Source organism: Bacillota bacterium (genome assembly GCA_030019365.1).
GTDB lineage: Bacteria > Bacillota > Sulfobacillia > JACIYH01 > JACIYH01 > JACIYH01.
This window is the reverse complement of sequence record JASEFA010000002.1, coordinates 145,566-165,518: the sequence shown is the minus strand read 5'-3', so window position 1 is coordinate 165,518 and position 19,953 is coordinate 145,566. Positions and strand designations below refer to the sequence as shown.

At 63.1% G+C, this 19,953-nt stretch carries 16 protein-coding genes and 1 pseudogene; 15 read left to right on the top strand and 2 right to left on the bottom strand.

Annotation, left to right across the window (positions count from 1 at the left end):
* The first annotated feature begins 10 nt into the window (after window positions 1-10).
* The 6 genes from QME70_04100 (at window position 11) to QME70_04075 (ending at window position 4,167) form a co-directional block, all read left to right on the top strand.
* Entirely contained in the window at window positions 11-490 is a 480-nt protein-coding gene (locus tag QME70_04100; GenBank protein MDI6893787.1) for a hypothetical protein, read from the top strand.
* Window positions 487-1,950, top strand: a complete 1,464-nt coding sequence (locus QME70_04095; GenBank protein MDI6893786.1) for a DUF87 domain-containing protein — start codon at window positions 487-489, stop codon at window positions 1,948-1,950. Before QME70_04100 ends, QME70_04095 begins: the two co-directional genes overlap by 4 nt.
* Window positions 1,951-1,966: 16 nt before the next feature.
* Entirely contained in the window at window positions 1,967-2,512 is a 546-nt protein-coding gene (locus QME70_04090; GenBank protein MDI6893785.1) for a hypothetical protein, read from the top strand.
* Between the two features lie 118 nt (window positions 2,513-2,630).
* Window positions 2,631-2,768, top strand: coding sequence for a hypothetical protein (locus QME70_04085; protein ID MDI6893784.1), 138 nt, complete (start codon window positions 2,631-2,633; stop codon window positions 2,766-2,768).
* Window positions 2,769-2,834: 66 nt separating this feature from the next.
* Entirely contained in the window at window positions 2,835-3,203 is a 369-nt protein-coding gene (locus QME70_04080; protein MDI6893783.1) for a transposase, read from the top strand.
* 157 nt (window positions 3,204-3,360) lie between these two features.
* A complete protein-coding gene (locus tag QME70_04075; GenBank protein ID MDI6893782.1) occupies window positions 3,361-4,167 on the top strand; it encodes a DUF1670 domain-containing protein in 807 nt (268 codons plus the stop codon).
* Here QME70_04075 and istB read toward each other — a convergent pair.
* Complete coding sequence (gene istB, locus QME70_04070; protein ID MDI6893781.1) at window positions 4,145-5,026, bottom strand: IS21-like element helper ATPase IstB; 882 nt, start codon at window positions 5,024-5,026, stop codon at window positions 4,145-4,147. The two genes, QME70_04075 and istB, sit on opposite strands and share 23 nt — an antisense overlap.
* Window positions 5,027-5,030: 4 nt before the next feature.
* The gene (gene istA / locus QME70_04065) at window positions 5,031-6,599 is read right to left on the bottom strand and encodes an IS21 family transposase (protein ID MDI6893780.1); all 1,569 of its coding nucleotides are present in this window, start codon (window positions 6,597-6,599) and stop codon (window positions 5,031-5,033) included.
* Between the two features lie 264 nt (window positions 6,600-6,863).
* Here istA and QME70_04060 point away from each other — a divergent pair, with 264 nt between their 5' ends.
* From QME70_04060 to pglX, 9 genes and pseudogenes are all read left to right on the top strand, one after another.
* Entirely contained in the window at window positions 6,864-7,679 is an 816-nt protein-coding gene (locus QME70_04060) for a DUF1670 domain-containing protein (GenBank protein ID MDI6893779.1), read from the top strand.
* Entirely contained in the window at window positions 7,676-8,938 is a 1,263-nt protein-coding gene (locus QME70_04055) for a DUF1670 domain-containing protein (GenBank protein MDI6893778.1), read from the top strand. The genes QME70_04060 and QME70_04055 overlap by 4 nt, the downstream gene beginning before the upstream one ends.
* Window positions 8,939-8,960: 22 nt before the next feature.
* Window positions 8,961-9,206: a hypothetical protein gene (locus QME70_04050; GenBank protein MDI6893777.1), complete on the top strand. Its 246-nt coding sequence runs from the start codon at window positions 8,961-8,963 to the stop codon at window positions 9,204-9,206.
* A gap of 138 nt (window positions 9,207-9,344) precedes the next feature.
* Window positions 9,345-9,704: pseudogene (locus tag QME70_04045) on the top strand (transposase).
* A gap of 454 nt (window positions 9,705-10,158) precedes the next feature.
* A complete protein-coding gene (locus QME70_04040) occupies window positions 10,159-10,752 on the top strand; it encodes a BrxE family protein (protein ID MDI6893776.1) in 594 nt (197 codons plus the stop codon).
* Window positions 10,749-11,588, top strand: a complete 840-nt coding sequence (locus QME70_04035; protein ID MDI6893775.1) for a DUF1819 family protein — start codon at window positions 10,749-10,751, stop codon at window positions 11,586-11,588. Before QME70_04040 ends, QME70_04035 begins: the two co-directional genes overlap by 4 nt.
* Complete coding sequence (locus QME70_04030) at window positions 11,524-12,093, top strand: DUF1788 domain-containing protein (GenBank protein ID MDI6893774.1); 570 nt, start codon at window positions 11,524-11,526, stop codon at window positions 12,091-12,093. The genes QME70_04035 and QME70_04030 overlap by 65 nt, the downstream gene beginning before the upstream one ends.
* A gap of 4 nt (window positions 12,094-12,097) precedes the next feature.
* Window positions 12,098-15,712, top strand: a complete 3,615-nt coding sequence (brxC, locus tag QME70_04025) for a BREX system P-loop protein BrxC (GenBank protein ID MDI6893773.1) — start codon at window positions 12,098-12,100, stop codon at window positions 15,710-15,712.
* Between the two features lie 7 nt (window positions 15,713-15,719).
* On the top strand, window positions 15,720-19,946 hold the full coding sequence (gene pglX, locus QME70_04020) for a BREX-1 system adenine-specific DNA-methyltransferase PglX (GenBank protein MDI6893772.1): 4,227 nt from the start codon (window positions 15,720-15,722) through the stop codon (window positions 19,944-19,946).
* Window positions 19,947-19,953: the final 7 nt, after the last annotated feature.

Here is a 19,953-nt window from a genome sequence, read left to right as displayed (position 1 = left end):
ACGTCCAGTCATGAACGATCTCAGTGGACTGTTGGCAGAAGCATGGAAGGTGGTAGTCCATGCGGTGCCCGGTGCTCCTCCTGAGGTGCAGGCCGCGGCACTGCCATTAGTCTGGGAGGAGTTGCTTCGCTCTCAGACGGCCCGAAGTGTTGGCAGGCCAGTAGCAGAGCGAGATCTCGCGCGGGTTCCCATTGGTGAACTGGTAAACAGGGTACGCCCGGGGACCTTTTGGGAAAAGGTGATCGTAGTTGGCTACTGGCTTCAGTCTGAGGGCAACGCGCCGTTCGTCGTTGGCGCCATCAAGTCCGGATTGGAGAAGGCTCGCCAGAAGCTTCCAAAGAACCTTTCTGATGCACTCTCGGAAGCGGTACGTCGCGGATACGTTGCGGAGGCGGCCCAAGGCGTCGAGGGTAAACGCGCGTACTACCTCACCGATACGGGGCGGGCCTTTGTGGAAGAGCGCTTGTCGGTCGGCGGCGACAGGAAATGACGGGGAAACAGCAGATCAACATTGGTGAGGACTTCACCCTTCCCGTAGACATGCTGGTCGGACGGTGTGCAGCAGTCCTGGGTATACGGGGCTCGGGGAAAACCAACACGGCAGCAGTCGTTGTGGAGGAGCTGTTGATGAACGGGTACCCCCTTGCGATCGCGGACATAGATGGCGAGTATTGGGGGCTCAAGGAGCGCTATGAGGTGCTGTCCGCAGGCGGATCCCGGGCTGTTGATTTGGCGGTTGCGCCTCGGCATGGCGCAGTGCTTGCTCAGGAAGCTCTCACTCGTGGTATCCCGCTCATCTTGGACATGAGTAGCTTCAGTGTAGACGAGATGTACGAGCTCCTCTACCGGTTTGCGAAGGGTCTGTGGGAGACTTCTGTAGAAGTACGTCGTCCGTTCCATCTCGTGATTGAGGAAGCACACGAATTCCTGCCCCAGGGTCTGCGCACCGACCTTAAGGACATTCTCGTGCGCATCGCCCTTCGCGGGCGGAAGCGGGGTTTGGGCATACTCGTGGTCAGCCAACGCTCAGCGAAGGTGGATAAGGATGTGCTGACCCAAGCCGAACTTCTCTTTCTTCACAAAGTAGTGCATCCGGTCGACATGAGGGTCTACAAGGAGATCATTCCGTGGCCGGCAGACAAAACTGAGACGGTGATAGGCTCCCTTGCCGTCGGAGAGTGTGTCGCGGTGGCTCCCGGCATGATCCAGACTGTCAAGGTCAGGGCACGAACTACTTTCCATGCTGGTTTTACTCCTTCTTTTGCAGCGGCGCGGCTGCCCAAGGTGAGGAAGGTCAATGCCGAGTTACTGACGGTGTTAAAGCAGGTGACGGCTGAACGAACAGACCAGGATGAGGCTCACCGTCTCAGGGAGCAGTGCGAAGCATTGCGGATGCAACTGGCTGAGCGCGACAAACGGATCGAGCAGCTTGAGTCAGAACTGGAAGTGATCAGTAGGCTGAGAGTGGAGTTGGTGGTCCCCGAGGGGGGTCGGCAAACCAACGAGGGTCAGGCAGGTCGAGCGGGGTTGGATCAAACGGGTTTCATCGCTGTCGGCTTCGGGCGGGAGGCTCCTGTCCAGCTCCCCGCGGACGCGGCTTCCCACCTTAACCGAATTAAGAGGCGCTTGCTAGCTCTTAACAGGGTGCAGCGAAGCGTTCTGCACCTGTTGGTATCGCGGTACCCGTCACAGTACACTTACTCGCAATTGTCCACGTGGACCGGCTACAGTGAGTCGACCTTATACAAGAACAACCTGCACTTGTTAACCAAAATTGGTGTGCTCCGGGCGAGTATGCAGGGCAGGAATCGGGTTTTCCGGTCGGACGTCAGGAAGTTCGTCGCTGACCAGTTTGAGGTCTACCTTCCGACTATAGGCACACGGGGATTGGGTGAGATCACGGCGGCGCTTTCGACGTGGATTTGCGAGAAGCTTGGTGCACCGGAGTAAAAAAGGAGGTACTAGAGTGGAGAGTCTTGAAGCGATTGTAGAGCGGGCGGTTAAGATGGCCAGGAACTACAGTGAACGACTGCAACCGGCCATCGTTCAATCCCTCATCCAGCTGGGTGCATCCTCCGGCTTACCCATCCAAGAGGCACCCATACAAGACGAAAATGCTTCTTCGGACGCTCGGGTGGAGAAGCTGGCGGAGGCCCTGGACTGCACGGTTGACGAGATCAGACGTCTCTTTCACTTCACCACCGAGGGCTTTGTCCTGTATGGTTACAAGGAGGCCGGGACCAAGACGGAGTCCGTCCGGGAATTATGTGGGCTGTACATGGTGGCAAACGAGGTCATTAACAGAAAGCCGCGTTCTAGCGCGGATGAACTGGTTGGGCTCTTGAAGAAGTACAACCTATACGACCGGGGGAATTTCGCCGGCTACCACATGGGGAAAAGCAAGTGGTTCATCGCCGACGACATAGAAGGGCAGCGGTACTATGAGCTAACGTTTCCGGGCAGGCAGGCACTTAAAGAGGTAGTCCGCCGCGTCACCGCGGAAACCGGGTAAGAAGGTAATCCTGAGTGTTCCTGTAGCGTTCTTGAGGGAGGTCGACGCGCAAAGAAACCTCCTGGTAAGACTGGATGCAAAGCCAAACAACCCAGGGAACCAAGAGGCGAAGAAAGCGATGGATGCGAGGGCGATCAAGCTGGCGGAGGTGTCGGAGGCGGCGGTGATAGTGGGGGTGGACGTGGCGAAGCACTCACACCGGGCCAGGGTGACCGCGGGGCCGGGACTTGGTGAAGCCCGTGCGGTTCGAGAATAGCAAAGTGGGCTTCTCCCGTCTAGCCAGGTGGTCGCGGAGGCCCCGCAGGGGCTGGGTTTGGACAAAGTGATCGTAGGGGTAGAACCTTCCGGGCATTATTGGAAGCCGCTTGCCCACCACTTCCACTCCCAGGGTGCGCGGGTGGTGCTCGTCAACCCGTACCACGTGAAGCAGAGCAAGGAACTGGACGACAACAGTCAGATGAAGAGCGACCGCAAGGATGCCCTGGTGGTGGCCAGCCTGGTGCAGCAGGGCCGGTTCCTGCGTTCTTACTTCGCCGATGGTGTCTACGCCGATTTGAGGGTGCTTGTGAGCCAGCGCTCTCACCTGAAGCGGCAGCTCAACTCGGCGGTGAACAGGCTCAGGAGCGTGTTGGACGAGTACTTCCCCCTACTACCGCCAAGCTCCCGAATGCGGGAAGGGATCACAGGCTGACCGCTGCACCTTGAAAACCTGATAGTGTCGCCTGGAACCACGACATGAAATGTGAGCCCGGAAACCCGCGACCGGCGGAGCGGGTTTCCGGGGGGCCGGCTGCTCAAGCAGCCGGCAGGTACAGCCTCTGCGGGTGTGGTAAGGGTTACCGGGGGTGGTGAAAGTGGGGCGCCCCACCTTCTTCAGGCAGCGCATCCGCACTGAGGCAGCCTCGGTGGAGGCCAAGACTCTCTTGGCCTTCCTCACCAGCGAGATTCGGGCCAGGCGGGAGATCTCCCTGGAGGAAGCCGAGATGGTGGCCCGGGACACCCTCGACTTGATCGAAGGACACCTGCTCTCCCGCGGCCTGGGCCAGATCGAGCTCCCTGCCATAGCGGGCCGGTCAAGCTTCATGCGGCGGGGGCGCTCTGGGCAGCCCGAGAAGCTGGTGGCGATCACCGTGTTCTCCGATGACGATGCCGAGCTCATGGCCGACTTCGGGGTGGCGGTGATGGTGCTGGGGAGGATGGCCCGGGCCATCGAGGAGGCCTGGGAGCAGGACGCCCTGCTGGACGAAAGAAGGCTGTGCCTGCTCTGGCCCCTCAGCCACAAGGGCGTCCGGGAGAGGCTCAGCAAGCTCTGGGACCAGGGCTGCCTGCTGCCCCTGGCGGGGATGAGCAGGAAGATGCGGGAGAGGCTCACCACGCCGCGGGCGGTGCTGGCCGTGGACCGCTACCTGCGGGGGGACGACCCGGCCACCATCCGGCGGGAGCTGGCGGTGTCGCGGCACCTCCTCAACCGGTGGTACCTGGGGTTCCAGTACACGGTGGCCCTTTCCGACCGGCCCGCAGACGAGATCGCCCAAGCGATCGACGAGCCCCCCGAGGTGGTGGCCGGTGTCAGAGGTCAAGAAATTCACCCGGGGGTGCTTCAAATAATTCACCCACCCCGGGACATGTGGCCTACCCTATTTGTACCATGGTGACCACCCCCCGGTCCAGTTGGTCCTCCATCTGCTGATCGCAGGGAAGCGGGGTCGGGTGGTGAGGGGGTGTGGGTGGCGATGGCGAAGCTTCCGGCAGTGTGCCGGCACCGCCTGCTTGCTGAACGCGGTCGGGCCTGCGCATGGGCCGGTAGCTCTTGCCCACCATGAGCACGTGGTGGGAGCTGTTCACCAGCCGGTCGAGGGCCCCCTCCGCCAACACCGGGTTGGGAAACAGCGGGTACCAGTCCTGGGGAGCGCGGTTGGAAACAACGATGGTGGAAGCACGCTGGTACCGCCCGCAGATCAGTTCGTACAGGTCCTCGGCCTGCTGCACGCCCAGTTCCCGCAGCCCGAAGTCGTCGAGGATCAACAGGTCGGGGTGCAGGTAGCGCCGCAGCCTGGACTCCCAGGTGCCGTCGGCGTGACCCCCGCCTAAGTCGGCGAAGAGCCGCGGGGCCTTGGTGTAGAGGACCTCGTATTCCTGCTGGCAGGCAGCGTGCCCCAAGGCCTGTGCGACATGCGACTTGCCCGTACCTGCGGGGCCGTAAATGAGCACTCCCACCTTGCGCTCAATGAACCGGCAGGTGGCCAGGTCCCGGATTGTGGCCGCGGGGATCTTGGGGTTGTATGAGAAGTCAAACTCGGCCAGGGTCTTGACCTCCTCGAAGTGTGCCCTCACCAGCCGGCGGGACAGCGCCTTCTGGGCCCGCCGGCCGATCTCATCCTCGAGGAGCATCTCCAGGAAGGTGAGGTATCCCAACTCGCCCTTCTGGGCCTGGTCGAGACGAATCTCCAGGGACTCCAGCATACCTCCCAGGCGCAGCGCCTTGAGCTTGGGTTCCAGTTGGTGCACCTTCATGCTCTCACTCTCCTCCGGCCGCCGGCAGGGCAAAATGCTGCTGGCCGTGCAGGAATGCTCCCACCGAGCGGCTACCGTCTTGTTCTCTGATATCGATGGGCCGTCCGTCCATCCCGTTGGCCAGGATGTTCTTCACGGTGCGGTACCTGGGGTCACCGTAGGCCAGGGCGCGTTCGCAGGCCGCCTCCAGGCGCCTGGCCCCGTACTTTTCCTCCAGGCGCAGTATCCCCTGGGCCTGCCTGAGGTTGTAGAGCGTGTTCACCGAGAGCACCTGGGCCACGGCCTCCCGCACGTGAGGTCCCATCTCCCCAGCCCTCCTGAGGCACCACTGGGGCGTGCGCTGGAAGAAGGCGATGCGGTCCTCCGGCAGGTCGGCGAAGTCGGTCTGCCTCTTGCCCGGGGGCACGCGCGGGTGCGTCTTCACGATCTCCTCGCCCTTGAAGAACTGCACCGTGTTCTCCTTGACGCAGACCGAGAGCTCCGAACCGATCAGCCGCCAGGGGACCGAGTACAAGGCCTTGGCCACGTGGCAGTGGGCATCCGGCGCCACCTTGGCAGTCGTCCACTCCCGCATCTCCCAGGGCTCGGCGGGCAGGGAGAACAGGTGCTGCCGTTCCTCCCGCTCGAACAACTCCAGAGGGCGCTGCCGGGTGGTCCCGTGGATCCTCCGTCCCGCCACCTCCAGGCACCACCTCACCGCCTCCCGGTTGGCTTCATCGGGGCTCAGGAAGTTCCTTCCCCGCCAGAAATTGTCACGTACATAGCGCACACCTCTTTCCACCCGAGGCTTGTCCGTTGGGTGCCCTGACCGGCAGGGGTCGATGAGGAACCCATAGTGAAGCGCAAGCTCAGCGTAGGCTCTGTTGAACCTGGGATCGTAGATGTCCGGCTTGAGGACGCCGTCGGCGAGGTTATCCAGCACGACGCGGCGGGGGACCCCGCCGAGGAACTCCAGCCCCACTACGTGGGACGTGAGCCACATGCGGGAGTCCAGGCTGAACACCACCCGAACGAACATGTGCCTGCTGTACGCCAGCACCATGATGAACGCGTATGCCATCCGCCGCTTGCCGGTAACGGGATCGCGCCAGATGCCCAGCCGACCGAAGTCGACCTGCACTTCCTCCCCAGGAGGCACCTCCGGCCGCCAAATCACCACGTCCGCGGGCGAGACGGTTCCGGGCAGCGCCGCCTGGACGTAGCGCCGAAAGGTGCTCAAGCTCACATCCAGGCCCGCTTCGTCCCGCAGGCGTTGCCACACGATGCTGACGGCACCGACCTCCGCGAGATCCTTCTGGATCTGTTCCCGGTACGGCTCCACTCTGGTGAAGCTACTGGATCGTAAGCGGTCGTCGGCCGCCCGGGGAAAGCGCTGGCGCACGAACTCCGCCCACTCCTCGGGGGAGCGCCGCACCCCCGGGGTGTAGCCTGCGTCCTCGGCGGCCCTGACGTACTTCCGCACCGTGTTGCGGTCCAGGCCGAGGCTCCGGGCGATGGCCCGGATACTCCTTCCCGTCTGCCAGTGTTCGAAGATCTCCACGATGTCGCGCACAGTGAACTCCCTCCGTGCCACCTCGGGCTCCTCCTCTCTGGGCGGGCTCCAAGGTGGGCAGGTTTTCCTCTGTGCGCCACATGTCCTGCGGGGTGGGTGGGTGAATTTCCTGACGCAGGGGTGGGTGAATTACTTGACACCAGGCGGGTGAATTAGTTGGCGTCGGGTGGGTGAATTACTTGGCGTTTTCGGGGGCCAGGTGGGTGAATTACGTGACATCCAACAGCCGGTTGGCTGGGACTCTGGGCCCGCTACCGGGACAGCAAAGACGGTGCCCGGGAGAGGGTGCCCCGAAAGGGTGTGCTGCCTCCGCCCAAAGCACCCCCGGGGCAGGAGTGGGAAGCCTTCTTAGCCCTGCTGAGGCAGCGGCACGGGTACACCCCCGCCTCCTCGGAGCGGTTCTGCCAGGAGGTGAGCGACCTCGCCTACCGCATCTCCCGCCGGCACCGGGCCTCGGGCCAGGTGGTGTACTTCGGGGTCTCAAGTGCGGAGCCCCCGGGGAAGAGCCTGCGCGACTGCACGCTCCGGGAGGTCATCCTGGACTACGTCACCCCGGAAGACTGGGCCCTGGTGAACCGGGAGAGTCCCCAGGCGCTCAAGTGGGCGCGGCTGGAGCGTCTTGCCACCTCCGCCTACGCCCAGGGCGTGGCCCTGTCGCTGGCCGACCTCGGCTTCCTGGTGGGGCTGTCCACCGACGCGGTGGCCGACTGTATGAAGGAGCACCCCAAGGTGGTGCTGCCCATCCGGGGCCGGGTGGCCGACATGGGCCCCACGCTGTCGCACGCGGAGAAGATCATCAGGCTGTACATGGATGGTTACACGGAGACGGACATCGTGCGCCGCACCGGCCACAGCTACGAGAGCATCGAGCGGTACCTGATCGACTTTGCCCGCGTGACCTACTGCCTGGACCTGGGCATGCCCGTGCCCGCGGTGAGGATGGCCGTGGGCAGGTCGCGCAGGCTGGTGGAGAAGTACGCGGCCCTCTACCGGGAGTTCACGGCCACGGACGACTATATCTTCCGCATGGCCAGGATCCGCCGGATGGCCGAGGCCCACCCCCCGGAGAAAAAGGGGGCGCAAAGGGAGGAGATACAGTGACCCGAGAGCGGAAGGGTAGCGAAAGGTACGCGACCCTTCCCGCAAGGGACCTTCTGCCAGTCCAGGTGTCCCACCTCAGGGCGCGGTTCGAACTGGCTCCCCAGTCATACCTCGCGGAAGCCGTGGCCCGGATGACCAACGAGGCCATGGAGGCCTGGGAGAAGCAGCACGGGATCGAGCGGGTCAGGCCGGGCGAAATGCTCGTCACCTACCAGGGCCAGAACGTGAGGCTGCCCCTGCTCGATCCCGGGACCATCTCCCGCCTCGGGGAGCTCAGGGTGGAGGCGGTGAAGCGCCAGATCGAGCACCTGGAACTCGAGCGGCTGCAGGCGGAAAACCCCGCCGCCACCGTGCAGGACGTGTGGCAACTCCTGGACCAGGGCGAACTGGCCAGGCAGCGGGGAGCCAAGGGCCAGGGCTTTCTCCCCGAGGAACCCATCTCCGCCGACCAGCTGCCCCAGGTGCCCAGGAGGCCGGAGGCCGCCGACCCGCCCAGGGAGGTCCTCACCCTCCTGGTCAGCAAGCTCGAGTCGGAGTACGGGTGCAAGCCCGCCCAGGCCGAGGGACTGGTCAGGACGGCGGCCGAGATCCGGGCCTGGTGCTGCCCGGAGGTGTCGGAACTGCGGCCCGGGCAGGTGGTGTGGCTGGCCCACGGTACCCACCGCAGCCGCCGCACCGACCCACGCCTGTTCGTCCCCGTGGTGCTCACGCTCCTCACCCCCGAGGAGATGGAGCGCCCGCCGTCGAGCAGGGCGGAACTGAAGCGGCTGAAAATGAGGCAGCTCGAGCGCATCACGGCCGAGGCGTGGCGGCAGGATGGAGTGCTCACCACCGTGGACCTGGAGTGGATCCTGCACATCAGCCCGGGGCTCATCCGCGAACTCCTGGAGGCGTACCAGGAGCGGTTCGGGGTGCTGCTGCCCACGGCCGGCACCGTGCTGGACATGGGCAGGACGCTGACGCACAAGACGATCGTGGTGGAGCTGGCCCTGCAGGGTCTTTCCACCACCGAGATCGCGCGCAGGATCTACCATGCCCCCTCTTCCGTGGACGCCTACCTGCGCCTGTTCGACCGAGTGCTGATGCTGGTGTACTACCGCGTCCCCGAAAAGGCCATGCACCGCATCACCGGCACCAGCCCCGCTCTCGTGAAGGAGCACCTGGAACTGGCAAAGAAACACTTCCCCGACCCGGACGCCATCAAGAACTACCTGGTCAGCCGCGGCGTCAAGGTCGAGGAGCTTGCTTCGGGAGTTTAGCTGTAATCCGGAGTATGACATGGTGTTCAAGAACCTGCTGGGGAAGGCCTCCATGTGGGTGCTGCGGTACTGTCCCTTCCCCCAGGATGTACTGCAGTGTGACGCCCAAGGTCTGGCGGCGTGCCTGAAGTTGGCGGCGGGGAACCGGGTGGGCATGAAGCGGGTGAAGAGGCTGATGGAGGCTGCTCCGGCGTCGGTGGGGGTGAAGGTGGGCATTGAAGGAGCGCGGAGGAAGCTATCGTCCTGCCTAGACGAGGTGGAGTTTTAATCGGCGGCAGTTCGAGGTTGTAGAGGCGCGGATGCCTGAACTGGTGGACAAGCTGCCCGAGGCAAAGCTCCTCATGAGCATTCCTGGGGTTGGCCCCGTGGTGGCAGCCACTGTTCTGGGCGAGGCGGGGATCTCCGCAGGTTCAAGAACTGGAAGCAGAGGAAGCTTTGCGGGTACAACCTGGTTGAGCAGAGTTCGGGCCAGAGGAAGGGCCAGAGCATGATTTCCAAGCGTGGTCGTCCTGGCCTGCGGCACATCCTGTACCTGGCGGCCCTGGTGGCGGTAGCGAAGAACCGTGAGTTTCGGGAGCTGTACGCCGCCCTGACCATGCGCCCGTGCAATCCTCTCAAGGGTAAGCAGGCTTTGGCGGCGGTGGCCATCAAGATCCTGCGGGTAGCTTGTCCGGGTCCCCGAGCGACTCTCGGCGGGAGGACTCGGGGAGCAGCGGCAGGTAAGGGGGTACAGGGGGGGCGGACGCCCGAACCGGCAAATGTCTGAACGGGGACAGTCTGCGGTCCCGCCGGGCAAGGAGGGGGAGCGGGATGTCGGGCGCGGCGGGCAGCACGCCGTTTCGCGGGCTGGTTGGGGTGGGGCGGTACAGGCGTCGGGAGGAAGGGTACGGGATATAGGTCAGTTACCCCTTCGATTTCTTGACCCGCCGCGTGGGAATGACCGTGCTCCACCCCGGCGCTCTGGCGCGCGGGGACAGGCTGGCACGCCGCCACCACGCTCATCCGTCTGGGCCGCATGACCTTCCTGCCGGTGCCGGAACTTGGCCGCCGGGGTCAACGACAATGCGTGCCACCCGCGAACCATGCAGCCTCACCAGGAGGCAGTGAATTCTATGGGTTCTGGAGGGAAGGCAGCGGGTCTTGGAGAAAGACTTGTCCGATGGCGGCTTGGGATGGCCGAGGGAGGCTTCGGGACCCGAACGGTGGGTGGGGGCAGGGGGATGACCCGGGACATACCGATTGATGTGCGGGGTGCGTGTCTGAAAGTCGCCGTCTTGGTGGCCCGCCTTGGGGAGAAGGACATCTTCAATTGGTGGGACTCGGAGGCGCTGTCGTGGGCCGGGAGGGAGGCCTTGCGGCGGACCTTCCCACATACCTGGGCCATCCAGAGCCTGTTCCTGGCATGTACCGCCGCCCGTGAGGCATGCCGGGGCCTGGTTCCCCCGGGAAATTCAATGACCCTCTTTGACTTGGCCTTTCGTACTGGTGACCTGCGGCAAGAGCTGGGCGCGGACGAGGCACGATCATTAGTGCAGGGCGTTGAAGGCGCGGATGAGTACGCGCGGGAGGTGGCCGGATCGGGCGCGAACGTGGAGTCGATCCTGGTGCGTGCGGGGACCTGCGAACCCCGGGACATCGCGTGGGTGCGAGAGCACCTGGGGGACGTCGGGGAAAGGGCGGTGTGCATCGGCAAGGTGGCGGTGGGGAACCTGCGGACGGAGGAAGGGCGTGTGCTCTGGGGGAGGCGCCTGGCCGCTGCTCACGTTCTAGGTGAAGTGGGCAGGCTGGTGGTTCCCTACATAGGATTGTCATGACGAAGACCTTGGTTACCGGGGACTATACGAGCAACTTGATGAAGGGTGGGGCACTGCTGGGGGAGACGTTCCACCTGCTCCGGCTGTGGCAACCGGAGGAGGATTTTACTGACTTCAGCCAACGGGTGGCGTCGCAAAACATGCTGGCGAAGTCGACTAGGAGCCGGAGCCGGGATGTGCTGACGCGCGTCTTTCGTCGACGGTTCCTGAAGCACGGGGAGGAACCGGCACGGATTCTGAAGGTCCTGATCGAAGCAGGGATCGCCCGAGATGTGGTTGTGCTGCTCATTTACTACTGGACGGCCCTGGCCGAGCGGTTGCTTTTCGACTTCGTGGTAGAACGGTTGTGGGATCTGTGGGCCGAAGGGCGAGTGTACGTGACCACCGACGATGTGCTCGATTACATAAACGAACTCGCTGTCCGGGGAAGGATGCGGGGGACCTGGTCTGAGCATATCCGCCGGAAGACTGCTCGCGGGCTGTTGGCGGCTCTGCGGGATTTCGGCGTGCTGGAGGGGAGAACCCGGAAGCGGATACGAGGTATGCGGCTTCCGTGGGAGGTAGCGGCGATCGTGGCATACGACCTGCGTCGACGGGGGGTTACACCGGTCGAACTGGTAGAGTCATCCGTGTGGAGGCTCTTTCTGGTCGGTGAAGCTCAGTTGAGGCAAGTCCTGGCTGAGGTCCAGCAGGAAGGGTTGATTACCTTGCAGCAGGCCGGGTCGGTGGTCTGCATTGATTGGGCCTATGACGGTGCGGAGGAGGTTGCCCATGTCATCGCTGCAGGCGCGCATCCGGTGCGTGGAGGAGCACCTGCTGGCCCGGAAGCCACTTAGTGGCTACCACGATCTTCCTTTCGCGATCTTCAGGTACGAGCCCGGCGAAGAGTTGCAGCTGCGGCGTGAGGTTCCCTTGCTTGGCAGACGCCTTGAGGAAGCGGGTCGAAGGGTCACTGTCATTTCCCTGACTCAGGTCATGTGGGAATGCCTTGAAAGTGACGACGATCTCGAGAGCCTCTTTTCTTCCGAGGGGCTGGCCGGGGTGGACCGGGTCGTCGAGGCTGTGAACAGTCTGATGGAGCGCGGAGAGACTTTCGTTCAGGCCATAGCGGGTAGGTTGCGGGGTCTGGATCCCCAGAAGGATATTGCTTTCCTCGTCGAGACCGGCGGCCTGTTCCCTTTCTTCCGAAGCTCGGCCATCCTCAACCGCCTGCACGGCAAGGTGGCCATACCCACCATCCTGTTCTATCCGGGGAGGCTGGAGGGCGCGGTGGGGCTGTCTTTTCTCGGTGTATTCCCACCGGACCCCACTTACCGTCCGAACATCTTGTGCGAGGTGTAACGCCATGAGCCCGGCAGGTACTATCGAGTCACTCTTCGCCCGCGACATCCGTCGGCGCATCGAGGAAGTCATCAAGCTCCACCAGACGGACGAGACCGTCGTCGCAGAGGAGCTGGATGAGTACGTAGCGACACCGGCCATCAGGAACGCGTATCTGCGAGTTTTAGAGCGTTATGTGGAGACCCCATTGAAGCCCCACGAGGGTATTGGAGTGTGGGTGTCGGGTTTCTTCGGCTCGGGCAAGTCGTCGTTTGCCAAGTACCTCGGGCTGGCACTGGCAGACCGGCCGATCCTGGGCATATCTGCCGCTGACCGGCTGGCGGATCGCCTGGCTGACGATCGGGTGCGCGTTCTGCTGGGCCGCGCAAGGCGGGACATTCCTACTCTCGTCGTATTCTTCGACATGGCCGAGGACCCCCTGGTCCGGGTGGGCGAAGAAAAGATAACCCTGGTGGCCTATCGGGCCCTCCTCCGTACCGTCCATTACTCGCACGACCTGGATTTGGCCGAACTGGAGATCAATCTGGAAAGGGAAGGGCGCCTGGCAGAATTCGAGCGGCTTTACTTTGAGACCTTCGGCCACCCCTGGGTGGAGGGAAGGGCCAACGTGGCAGTGGCCTTCGGTAGGGCGAGCCGCATAATGCACATACTCGATCCTCACACCTGGCCGTCGGTCGATTCCTGGGCCCGCGGGCATAAGAAAGCAGACCTCGGTGCGCGCGACGTAGCCGAACGTGCCATGGAACTGGTAGCCCGGCGCTTTCCGCAGGCGCGGGCCGTAGTGTTCGTCGCTGACGAGGTCGGGCAATACGTCGCTCGTTCTACGGACAAGATGCTTGACGTGCAGGGCCTCGTGCAGGCACTGGGCCACGTCGGCCGCGGTCGGGCCTGGTTCGTGGCCACTTCCCAGGAGAAGCTGGACGTAATCGTAAGTCAGCTCGATGAGCGGCGCGTGGAACTGGCACGGGTTCGGGGTCGTTTCCCGCGCGAGATAGAAGTGGACCTCGCTCCCAGTGACATTTTTGAGGTGACCAGCCGGCGCATCCTGGCCAAGAAGCCGGAGGCTCGAGCAATAATAGAGGGCCTTTATAATCGTCACTGCGCGGAACTGCAGGTCAACGCCAAGTTGCACAGTGACGTTTACGCGAAACCCCTCGACCGGGCTGAGTTCGTCAATCTGTACCCCTTCTTGCCGTACCAGATCGACCTCCTGATCCGTATAGTGGGCGGCATGCGCGGGTCTCAAGCAACCGCGCTTCAAACCGGTGGCGCCATCCGGACCATAGTGAAGCTGGCGCAGCAGGTTCTTATTCATCAGCACGTGAACCTGGCGTCGCAGCCGATCGGTCACCTGGTGACGCTGGATATGTTCTACCCCTTGCTGGAGGGGCTCATCGCCTCGGAAAAACGACAGGATATAGACCAGATCGATAGAACGTTCGGTGTTGGCTCCATGGAAAGCAGGGTTGGCAGGGCAATTACGCTCCTGGAGTACGTCAAGGATCCCGCCCGTACCGTTGAAAACCTGGCGGCCGTGCTCTACCCGGCCCTGGGTGCACCTTCTGTGAAGTCCGAGGTCGAACAGGCCCTAGATCGGCTGGTTGCGGCCCGGTTAGTTCAGGCGACTGATGAAGGATACTCATTACTGACCCCGGCCGCCAAGAGTTGGGAGGAGGAACGCAACAAGCAGAAGGTTTACCTCGGTGATGTCAAACGCATCGAGCGTGAGGTCGTGGCCGTTATCGCTGAGGGGTTGCCGGGTTGTCAACTGGAAGGCTTACGGGAGTTCAAACCCTGCGTGGTGGTGGACGGAAGCGCCGTGAGCAAGGGCGACGTGGAGATCCGTCTTTTCCTGGTTGACGAAACCCAGTTTGACTCCGAGCGGGAGAGCAAGCGCCAGCTTAGCAGACAGACGGCAAACGAGAACCTCATCTTCTGGGTTGCGGCCCTCACGAGGGATATTGAGGAGCTGGAGAGAGACATCGCGCTTTCCGAGAAGATGATACAGGATCGCGACCGACCGCACGTGAAGGGCGAAGAAGCCACCCTCCTCAATGCAGAGAAGACCAAGCGGGATCGTAACAAGTCCAGGCTCGAGACCGCTTTGCGCGCTGCCCTTCTGCGTGGAGAGTGTTACTTCCGTGGGGTGGCTCACCCCCTGGGCACTACGGGCGATCTCGCCCAGGCACTACGAGGGGTGCTGCAGGATGCTGTACCTGCCATCTATGACCGGTTCAGGGTGGCAGCTGTCAGGCTGAAAGGAGACGAGGCCTCCCGCCTGCTGAAAGATGCTGACGTATCCGGGCTACCCGCCGTGCTGTACCCTGGGGGTGGCGGCCTGGGTCTGGTAGAGGTGCACGGGTCGCAGAGGCGCATCAACCAGCACCATGAGGGATTAGAGGCGGTGACCGAGTTCATCCGCCGGCGGCGGCAATTTGGGGAACGCACCACGGGCCAGGCTCTGGAGCAGCATTTTGGACGTCCCCCTTACGGTTGGGACGGCGACGCCGTTCGGCTCTTCGTGGCGGCAGCCTTCAGGCTGGGACGTGTGGAGGTCGTGCACGGTGGCCGGCGATTGCGCAGGAGAGACGAACCGGGAGTCATCGAGGTTTTCGAGAAGACGCCCAACTTCCGAGGCTCGGTCTTCCAACTGCGGGAAGCCATCGACATAACCACCCTGATGACAGCGGTAGCAGCGGTGGAGCGGCTGTTTGGAGATTCACCGCATATTGAAGAGGGAGCCATTGCAGCGGTTGTGCGCAAGCGGCTTCCTGCCGAGAGGGAAGTTGCGCTCCGCGTGGCCGCCACGTTGCGCGCAGTCAGCCTGCCTGGCGCGGAGCGTGCGGGAGAAATCGAGAGGACGTACCAGGCTCTGCTCTCCGGCTCCGATGAGGATCTCGTGCGTACGCTGGCCGCCGAGGCGCAGTCGTTGCAGGAGGACCGCGACTGGTTGCGCCTGATGGCCGAGTCTCTGACCGAGGGGAACCTGGCCACGCTGAGGCGCGCAAGGCGGGCAGTGCAGGTATTGGGACAGCAGCTCCTTGCCGACAACCCCTCCGACGTCGGGGTAGAGGAGGTGACTGTGCGCATTAACACTGTCCTCTCCCACGATAGTTTCTGTACTCAACTGGATCAGCTGGCGACCGACGCCCGCTATCTCGAGGATCGTTACCAGTCGAGATACAGCGAGCTCCGTGAAAGACTGTGCCAGGCCGTGGAGGACGCAGCGGACGAGGTGCGTGCTCATCCCCGGTGGCCCGAACTCGCTGAGACCGACCAGCAGGCTGTCCTGTCCCCCTTACTTCGGCTGCTCCCGCCGGCCCCTGCACACTCAGCCGACGATGACGCGTCTCGGTCGATGGTGACACACGAGACGGCGGGCCCGACCCTGCAGGAGTTGGGACTGAGGTTACAGACCGTCTCCGCGGCCAAGGAACGCGTTCTCGCCGATCTGCACCGCGCGGTTGCGCCTCCTGAGCAACGGGTGGAACGGGTGAAGGTCACCAGAGTGGTGGGCAGGGAGATGGCGACCGCCGAAGATGTGGAGCGGGCGGTCAATCAGTTGCGAGATTTCCTGCTTAAGCTCGTCCAAGAAGGTGTACGCATCATCCTGGAGTGATGGCACCTTGGAACAGGCAGTGCGGGCTGCACTGAGGAAAGCCGTGGTCCGGTGTCGGGAGTTACTCAGCGAGGACATCGCACGCCAGCTTGAGGGACGCTACGGCATCCGGCGGGACGGGACCACCGACCCCGTAGCGGCCCTGCGGCACCTTGACCAAAAGGAACGGGGAGTCGCGGAGAAACTTCGGGAGGTGCTGCAGCACGAGGCAGCACATGGCCATACTGCTGCCGAAGCAGTGAGGCACCTGACCAGGGAGATCTGTTTCACGTACCTGAACCGCCTGGTGGCGTTACGCCTGATGGAGCAGAGGGACCTGATCCCCGAGTCGGTTTCGCGGGGTCGGGCGTCCGCTGGGTTCGCACTGTTCCGCCGCATCGCGCCTGGCGCGTTCGGTGAAGACGTCTGGCGCGCCTACCGCCATTACCTCGAGGCCCTGTTCGATGAGGTGGGGGAAGAGGTAGGTGTACTGTTTGACCGCCGCACCCCGGGTTCTTTGGTGTTTCCCGACGGTGCTACCGTGGACGGGGCCGTGGAAATCCTTTCCTCTCCAGAACTGTATGTGGCGTGGCAGGAGGACGAGACCATCGGGTGGGTGTACCAGTATTTCACCCCCAGGGAGGAACGACAGGCGGCCAGGCAAAGCCAGGTTCCCCGGAGCTCCTACGAACTGGCCATCCGCAATCAATTCTATACTCCGCGTTACGTGGTGCGGTTTCTGGTCGACAACACCCTTGGGCGACTATGGTACGAAATGCGGCGTGGTCGGACAGAGCTGGCGAACCGGTGTACCTTCATGATTCGTTTCCCCGACGAGCTATTCCTTGACGGAACCGCAAGTCCCCCGGCGGCTGTTGCCAGGACCGGCAATTATACGGAAGATGACGCGCGGTTGGTCCGCCCCGGATCAAAGAAAGACCCTCGCGAGATACGCATCCTTGACCCCGCCTGCGGTAGCGGGCACTTCCTGCTCTACTGCTTCGACCTGCTGGAGGTAATGTACGAGGAGGCCTACGACGATCCCGACCTGGGGCCGCGCCTCCGGGCGGATTTCCCCGACCGGGCGGAATACCGGCGCCAGATCCCCGTGCTCATCCTGGAGAACAACCTCCACGGTGTAGACATTGACCTGCGGGCCACCCAGATCGCTGCCTTCGCCTTGTGGTTGCGGGCCCAGCGATCACCCCTCTGGTGGGGCATTCCCCGCGGTCAACGACCGCGTATCACCCGGACCAACGTGGTTACCGCGGAGCCCATGCCAGGTAATCTGAGGGAGTTCCTCCCCCGGCTTCCCGCTCGCCTGCACGACGTGGCGGCAGACGTCTGGAAAATGATGCGGCTCGCCTCCGAGGCCGGAAGCCTCCTCCAGGTCAAAGAGGAAGTGCAGGCGACGTGCAACAGGCACCGGGATAAGTTCCCGCTGGCCGCCTTCAACCCCGACTCGGCGTGGGGGCAGGCGGAGGAAGTACTGCTGGACGCACTCAGAGAACACGCGGAGGCAGTGGCCAACGGCGGCCAATACGCCCGGAAGCTGTTCCGTGACGACGCAGCGGCCGGCATAGCCTTCATTGACGTGATGTCCAAGAACTATGACGTGATTCTCATGAATCCGCCGTTTGGAGAGGGGACGAAGCTGGCCAAAGACTACATGCAGCGCAAGTACCCGCGGAGCAAAAACGATATTTACGCGGCCTTTGTAGAACGAGCGCTGCAACTCCTCGCGCCAGGCGGGCGCCTGGGTGTGATCACCAGCCGGACGGGATTCTTCCTTACCACGTACCAGCGGTGGCGCGAGGAGGTCTTGCTCCAGGAGGGCGAGTTCAAGCTTCTCGCCGACCTCGGTTTCGGGGTAATGGACGATGCCATGGTGGAGGCAGCTGCGTACGTCGTGGAGCGCCCGAGGGGAACCAAGGATCCGGACGACGGCGCGTGCTTCGTCCGGCTGCTCAAGACCGATCCGGCCGAAAAGGCATCGGCTCTCGAAGCGACGATTGCCGAACTCGCCGATGGTCACCGGCCTCCCCACGTCTACCGGCTTCGTCCCGCGTCTTTCTCCCTGGTACCGGGTTCGCCCTTCGCCTACTGGGTCAGCGAAAGCCTTCGCAACAAGTTCAAGGAATTCCCCCCCTTCGAGGGTTACGCCGGCACCGTAAAGCAGGGCCTTGCCACGGCGGACGACTTCCGTTTCGTCAGGGCCGCCTGGGAGGTTCCTCCCGAAACCATCGCGGGTGGCCCGTTCCCCGCCGGATGGAAGTACCCCGGCCACGACGAGTTCCGCCAGGAGATGCTGAGGCAGTTGTCGTCGGGCAAGCGCTGGGCCTTCTTCGCCAAGGGCGGGGAATACTCCCCGTACTACGCCGACATCCACCTCGTTGTGAACTGGGAGAACAACGGCCACGAGATCCGCCATTTCGCCCGTGCCTTCATCCGCAACGAGCGGTACTACTTCCGGCCCGGCCTAACCTGGACCCTACGCACCATAAAGGGTCTGAACCTGCGGATGCTTCCTTGCGGGTGCGTTTTTGGGCACAAAGGTCCGGGTCTGTTTCTATTCGATGATGCGCTTGCCCCAAGCTTGCTTGCGCTTGGGAATTCTTCTGCGTTCCGCACTCTTGTTTCCCTGCAGATGGCGGTAGGGTCCTGGGAGGTCGGCGTGATACAACGTACGCCCGTCCCGGTTGATTTGGGGCCGAACCTTGCACGGTTGGGCTTGACATTGGCGGGTCTAGCTCGTCAAGGGGACACGTTGAATGAGTTGGCGCGTATGTTTGTCACCCCGTGGGAGACGCTGGCGAGTGTGAATTCACTGAACACGGTGTTCGAGAAGTTTCGCCATGTTGAGGCTCTGAAGATTCACGTCTCCCTCCATGCTGACGAAGTAGACGAAGTCTCCTGGAACACGTACCGGGTCTCCCCTGAGGACCGAGTTCTGGTTGAAACGACGGTAAGCCACAATCTGAAGGACCACAGTGGGCCGCTAGAGGGAAGCGGAGAACTGCCACCCGGATCGAACGCTCCTCGGGAAGAGGAATGGCTCGCGGGATTGTTGTCGTATTGTGTAGGCTGCGCAATGGGGCGTTGGGACGTGCGCGTAGGCCGCGAGACGCGTTTGGCCCCGATGCTGCCCGATCTGTTTGATCCGCCACCGGTGTGTCCGCCGGGGATGCTGGTGGGGCCGGACGGGTTGCCGGCTAAGCCGGGGGGCATTGTCAGCGAAGAGTGGTTGCGTGCGCGGCCGAGTGCTATTCATCTGCCCCCTGAGGGGGTAGTGAAGAAGCCAACGATCAGCGATGACGAGTATCCAATCCGCATTGCCTGGAATGGCATCCTGGTGGACGAGGAGGGGCACCGGGATGACATAGTCGCGCGTGTACGCGAAGTGCTCGAGTACCTTTGGGGGGACCGCGCACACGCCATAGAGCGGGAGGCCTGCGAGATGCTGGGTGTGGGCGACCTGAGGGAGTTCTTCCGCAGTCCCCGGGGGTTCTTCGATTTCCACATCAAGCGGTATTCCCGGAGCCGGCGGAAGGCGCCCATCTACTGGTATCTGTGTAGCACGAACCGGCGGTACGGGGTCTGGCTCTACTACCATCGCCTGAGCCGGGACACGCTGTTCACCGTGCTGCATGATTACGTACAGCCGCGCCTCGACCGGGAGGAACAGGCACTTGAGGCCCTGATGATGCAGGCTAACGGTGGACAGCGGGGCGGTGCAGCAACTCGTTCTCTCCTGCGCAAGATCGACGAGCAGCGTGCTCTGTGCGAGGAGATCGGGGAGTTCCGTGACCGCCTGGTGGAGGTCCTGCGTCTCAAGGCGGAGGCGGCTTCGGGCTTGAAAGAGGTGGGGTACGAACCAGACCTGCACGACGGGGTATTGATCAATGTCGCTCCTTTGCGGAAGCTTGTACCGTGGAGCGAGGCAGAGCGGACCTGGGAAGAGCTGGCTGCCGGTCGTTACGATTGGTCAACCATGGCGCGGCGGCTGTGGCCGCTTCGTTCGGCGAAGGGCGCCGCATCGGTCAGCATCGGCAGTGGGCGGGGGGCAGATGAATCGGAGCTGGAGCGGAGGGTGCTCCACGTGCTTCCCCCTGGGACTGCGCGATCCCGGACCGAGTTGCAGGAACTGACCGGGCTTGACAGTGGCGGACTGTCGCGGGTCCTGCGGGGCTTGACCGCCAGAGGAGTTGTGGGTACGGTGGGTAGGGGACGTGGTACACGTTACCTGCGGCAGTGATCGGGCT

Bases quoted from the DNA above. Each gene is read 5' to 3' on its own strand.
- QME70_04040 (MDI6893776.1), top strand. From the start codon at position 10,159: ATGACCCGGGACATACCGATTGATGTGCGGGGTGCGTGTCTGAAAGTC.
- istB (MDI6893781.1), bottom strand. From the start codon at position 5,026: ATGAAGGTGCACCAACTGGAACCCAAGCTCAAGGCGCTGCGCCTGGGA.
- QME70_04035 (MDI6893775.1), top strand. From the start codon at position 10,749: ATGACGAAGACCTTGGTTACCGGGGACTATACGAGCAACTTGATGAAG.
- QME70_04030 (MDI6893774.1), top strand. From the start codon at position 11,524: ATGTCATCGCTGCAGGCGCGCATCCGGTGCGTGGAGGAGCACCTGCTG.
- QME70_04100 (MDI6893787.1), top strand. From the start codon at position 11: ATGAACGATCTCAGTGGACTGTTGGCAGAAGCATGGAAGGTGGTAGTC.
- brxC (MDI6893773.1), top strand. From the start codon at position 12,098: ATGAGCCCGGCAGGTACTATCGAGTCACTCTTCGCCCGCGACATCCGT.
- QME70_04095 (MDI6893786.1), top strand. From the start codon at position 487: ATGACGGGGAAACAGCAGATCAACATTGGTGAGGACTTCACCCTTCCC.
- QME70_04085 (MDI6893784.1), top strand. From the start codon at position 2,631: ATGGATGCGAGGGCGATCAAGCTGGCGGAGGTGTCGGAGGCGGCGGTG.